This window comes from Mobiluncus sp. (assembly GCF_985070215.1).
Window position 1 is genome coordinate 1 of record NZ_CFKZQR010000071.1, and the last position, 4840, is coordinate 4840.

The 4840-nt window shown below is 59.8% G+C and carries 4 protein-coding genes and 1 pseudogene; 3 read left to right on the forward strand and 2 right to left on the reverse strand.

Annotated features, from left to right (window positions below):
- The 3 genes and pseudogenes from AC5LBQ_RS09305 to AC5LBQ_RS09315 form a co-directional block, all read left to right on the forward strand.
- A pseudogene (locus tag AC5LBQ_RS09305) lies at positions 1–285 on the forward strand (TadE/TadG family type IV pilus assembly protein); the annotation flags it as partial.
- A 32-nt stretch (positions 286–317) separates the two neighbouring features.
- Positions 318–746: a pilus assembly protein TadE gene (locus tag AC5LBQ_RS09310; protein ID WP_493265304.1), complete on the forward strand. Its 429-nt coding sequence runs from the start codon at positions 318–320 to the stop codon at positions 744–746.
- The gene (locus AC5LBQ_RS09315) at positions 736–1251 is read left to right on the forward strand and encodes a pilus assembly protein TadG-related protein (protein WP_282921925.1); all 516 of its coding nucleotides are present in this window, start codon (positions 736–738) and stop codon (positions 1249–1251) included. Before AC5LBQ_RS09310 ends, AC5LBQ_RS09315 begins: the two co-directional genes overlap by 11 nt.
- A gap of 11 nt (positions 1252–1262) precedes the next feature.
- On the opposite strand, the gene AC5LBQ_RS09320 is transcribed toward AC5LBQ_RS09315, so the two are convergent.
- Positions 1263–3977 carry an ABC transporter permease gene (locus AC5LBQ_RS09320; protein WP_298635535.1) on the reverse strand — a complete coding sequence of 905 codons (2715 nt, stop codon included), beginning with the start codon at positions 3975–3977 and terminating at the stop codon, positions 1263–1265.
- 3 nt (positions 3978–3980) lie between these two features.
- On the reverse strand, positions 3981–4775 hold the full coding sequence (locus tag AC5LBQ_RS09325) for an ABC transporter ATP-binding protein (RefSeq protein ID WP_493265305.1): 795 nt from the start codon (positions 4773–4775) through the stop codon (positions 3981–3983).
- Positions 4776–4840 lie beyond the last annotated feature (65 nt).

The window sequence follows — 4840 nt, forward strand, 5'->3', positions numbered from 1 at the left end:
ATGGAGGGGGCGGGGGGGGGGGCGCACGCGGCAGCGCTGTCGGGGGCCCCCGCGAGCGCCGCCGATGATACCGTGCGCAGTGTCCTGGCCTCGACTTTGGGTCCCGACTACGTGCATACGGTCAGCGCCGAGCGCGTGACTCTGACGACGCTCAGTGGCCCCTACTCCACCTCGGACCTGGAAGTAATGGAGGTACGGGTGAAGGCTCCTATGCCGGTTATTGGCCTGTTCGGAGCGGGGGACTTGACCGCGGTGGGGCACGCGGTAATAGAGGAGGGGCCGTGAGGCGCGGGCATCATCGAATAGCATCGAGGTTGGTGCAGCGGCTGGCTCGTGAGGAATCCGGCGAGGCCACCTTGGAGTTTGTGGGCATCACCATGATGCTCCTGATACCGCTGGTGTACCTGATTTTGGCTTTCTTTCAGATCCAATCTGGTCTGTACGCGGCCGAGGCCGGAGCGGCCGGAGCAGCGCGTATCCTCACGTTGCATCCTGAAACGGGGGTTGATTCAGCCAGTTTGGCGGTGCAAATGGCTGCCGCTGACCAAGGGTTACCGGCGGGGCAGGCGCAGTACACTCTGGACTGCGTGACTGGACCGTGCCCCGCGCCGGGCTCGCGCGGTATCGTCCACGTTAGTGTGGAAGTCCCCCTACCGTTGGTGGGAACGATGCTGCAGGGTTCCTTTCCCGCTTCCTTGCCGCTGAGCGCGGATTATCCGATTCAGTGGGGCGAGCATGGGGCTTAGGAAATGGCACAAGGGCGGTGCGGTGCCGCATCAGTTTGCCGCCCGGTTCGACCGTCTCGGTGGTGAGGACGGTCGCATCATGCTGTTGGGATTGGCCGCTTGCGTGCTGCTCTGTGTGATTATCCTGATGAGCATGGCGCTGTCCGGGGTTTATCTGGAACAGCGGCGCTTGCAGCGTCTGGCAGACCAGACCGCATCGATGGCAGCTTCCAACATCGCGGATGCTGCCTACTATCAAAATGGCATTGTTGACGGAGTCCCCCTGGAAATCGAACCGGATCACGCCTCGGAACGCGCTGCCGAATACCTCTCAGGGGCGGCAATAGGCACGAACTCTGGTTTGCAGGGAATTGACCTGGTAGATGTCAACGTGGAATCGACCCGGGTACAGGTAACTTTGCAGGCCACCGGCAAAATTCCGCTGGTGGTTCCGCTCATCAGTTCCCTGACCCAGGTCGAACTCACAGCTACCGGGGCGGCTTCGCTAAAGGCCAGCTTCGGCTAGCCGCCCCACCTTCAGTCATGAGCCAGCGCCTCGACCGGCGTGACCCGCGCTGCTGCCCGCGCCGGACCAATCGAAGCCAACAGCGCCACCACGATGGTCAGCGCCGCGGCCGCGATAGCTAGCGGGGGTACCACAATAACTTGTGCGGAGGCCAGTTCCGTCACCGGCAGGGCGTTGATGCCGGCTATTGCGTAACCCAAACCGGCTAATACGCCTACGACCAGGGCCCCTAGTGCCGTCAGCAGTGCTTCGATGGCGAGCATTCCTTGCAAACGTCCCTTCGTCATGCCCAGGGCGCGCAGCATCCCATTTTCCCGTCGGCGTTCCATCACCGAGAGAGCCAAAGTGTTCGCCACTCCAACCAACGCAACCAACACCGATACTCCTAGCATCGCGAATGCGCCCCACATCAATCCTTGTGTTATTTGGGTAAACATGGCTCGGTCGGGTGCGGAACCGGTGATGTAGGCATCCTGCTCAGAGGCAGCTGGAATATCCGAAGCGAGCTGCTCAATGTCAGAAAAGCTGCAATCCGAGGAAATCCGCATCAGCAGCACGCGAGGTGCCAACACCGTGTCGTTGCGCCCAAGTTCCTGGTCGGTGTCGGTTTGTGCCGGACGGACGACCTGGGTGGAACTGGCCAGACCTGCCAAGTCCTGGGGGTTCAGGGACACGAAATCCAGGGGAGTTTTCTCAGCTGTGAGTTTCAGCACCTTATCCCCGCTCATGACGGCATAAGGGGTACCCACTTCCTTATCGCTCAACTGCGGGATTCCCACGTGGCCGGGCGCAATCACGGGAACCCGGCTGTGCGAAATGGCCGAGAAATCCTTAGATTCCAACAGAAGTTGCTGAAAATCCTCATCAGGCTCACAAGGCTCGTTCGTTCCGAGAATCACACAGCCGCCGTTTTCGTCTTGGGTCAGCTTTTCCGGCTGAGACAATAATTGCTGAGTTTTTTCGTACTCTCCCCAGGGGGAAATGCTTCCCAACAGCCCATTAACGGCGATGGTGCGTTCCAAACCGGAAGTGGCTTTCACGTTGGCGATGGTGGTTTGGCTCAACGGTTCGCCCTCCGAAACGAGCTGCAGGTCCACCGGCGTGTGTTCGTCGATGAGTTTTTTGCCGGTAGCGTCTACCGAGGCCGCCCCGACCAGCAGCAGTACCATCAAGGTAATACCCAATGTCAAGGCCGCGCCGGTAGCTCCGGTACGCCGCGGGTTACGCCCCGTATTCTCCGCCGCCAAACGCCACGTCACTGCTGCGGGGGAACTGAACACGCCCAAAGCGGAAGTCACGTAGGGCAAAACGATGGAAGTCAGCAGGACCAGCCCCAGGAAGGAAATCATTCCGGCAAACATCGCGGTCAGGAAGAAGTTGGAGGTGTAGGTATCCATGTCTCCCTGCTCAGAGACGCTCGTCATCAACTGATGATTCTTCAGGGTGGCGTAGATCATGGTGGTGGTGCCGCCAAAGAACAGAATGGAACCAAAAATGGCGCGAACCGTCCGGTGCTTGCGCCGCCGGCTGAGCTTGTCTTCCGTCGCTAGAGCCTCAATCGGGGTGACTTGGGCGACCCGGCGAGACGGAGAGAACCCAGCCAGGAAAGAAATCACGGTACCACAGAGGAATCCCGCCAGCAGGCTTTGCCAGTTCAAAACGGTGAAAGCCTGACCCCAGGTGTCAGCAAGGTTGGCAATCCGGCATGCAATGGCTGAAAAAATCACGCCTGCCAATACTCCGAGAACCGCGGAAATGGCGCCTACCAGTAATGTCTCGCGGGCCACTAGGGAACGGAGTTGACCGGAGGTGGCACCGACCGCTCGCAACAGGGCCAGTTGGCGCCGCCGGCGGGCAAACAGCACGTTGTAGGTTACTGACACGACAATAATGGCGGTAACGCCAGCGATGAGCGGGAACACCAAGGCCAACACGAGCAGGACATCTTCCCCGCCCATCATGGTATCCACGGCACGGTCCAAGTATTGATCCGCGGTGAACACCTCATAGTAATCCGCGTCAGGAATGTGGGAGATAAACTCTTTCAGTTCGGCTCTGGCTGCGTCTAGGTGTGTGGCACCGACCCCCGAAATCAGCACAATATTAGCCAAGTAATCGTCCCCAGCCCAGGCTTTCACCAGGGAATCGGAAATGTAGCTGGTGGGGAACGCGCCGGGACGGGCTTTATAGATACCGCTGACCTTGAGCGGCACCGTCTTGGTGTCATCGGTGGCAGAATCGTAGATTCCTGCGTTGATCGTATCTCCGACTTTGACCCCCAGGGTTTTCGCGTTGGATTGCTCGATACCGATTTCAGTTTCAGAGCTGGGGCGCTTTCCCTCCACGACCGAGCTGGGGTCGAACACGGAATCGGCCAGCCCTAATAGCGAGGCAGACACGGTTTTGCGATTTGCGGACAGTTCCACGCTCATGGCGGACCGAGTCAGGATTTTCCACTCGGGGTGGGCCTTATGGGCTTGGTCCGCGACCTTTTGCAGGTAGTCTGGTTCGGGATCCTCACCGTCGTAGGGAACTCCGTTGGGAGTCGAAACAATCAGGTCAGCACCGGTGGCTTCCTCCGTAAGGTTGCGGGCCAAAGTCATCTTGAGCCCCTCGGTCAACCCTAGGCAGGTCAACAGGAACGCTACGGCCAGGGCTATCGCCAAGGCGGTAGCGGCGTAGCTTTTCACGTTTTTGCGCAAGTCTGCGCGCAGAATTCCTTTCATCTCTCACGCCACCTTCGCGATGTCTGCGGGTTCGGGGTGATGCAAATCGTGCACAATCATCCCGTCACGGACGATTAAGACCCGGTCCCCGGTCGTGGCGGCGTGCTGGTCGTGGGTGACCATCACCACGGTTTGCCCGAAGTTATCGACTGCGGCGCGCAGTAGGTTCAGGACTTCAGCAGAAGACGCCGTGTCCAGGTTTCCGGTCGGCTCGTCAGCGACCAGCATGGCGGGGCGAGACAGTAGGGCTCGCGCGACCGCGACGCGCTGTACCTGGCCACCGGACAGTTCGTAAGGCTTGTGGTTCAGCCGGGTGGTGAGGTCCAGCCCGGTGACGATTTGGTCGAACCAGTGCCGATCTATCGGCTTATTCGCCAGGCGTAGCGGTAGCTCAATATTCGCCTGGGCGCTCAAGGTCGGAACCAGGTTAAACGACTGGAACACGAACCCTACGTTGTCGCGGCGCCACAGGGTCAGGGGCTTGTCTTTCAGTTTCGTGATGTCCACGCGGTTGACCGTGATGGAACCGGAACTGACCGCGTCCAAACCGGCTAGGACGTGCAGCAGCGTGGATTTACCGGAACCGGAGGGGCCCATGATGACCGTGAATTCGCGGGCGTTAATATCTACGTTGATCCCGCGCAACGCCTCGACTCGCGTGCCTTTTTCCCCGTAAACCTTGGTGACATCGTGTAGCACGGCGACCGGGACAGTCGGGATGTTCGTCTCCGTATTGGTCACAAGGGGGGAGGGGGACGTTTCGGAGTCGGCAGAGGCTGGTGGGGAGGGGGGCGTCACCGGGGGGAACGGGGTGTCGGCGGGGCTTCTGTTTTTTTATGCACTAGTACACCCCTTTTTCATTC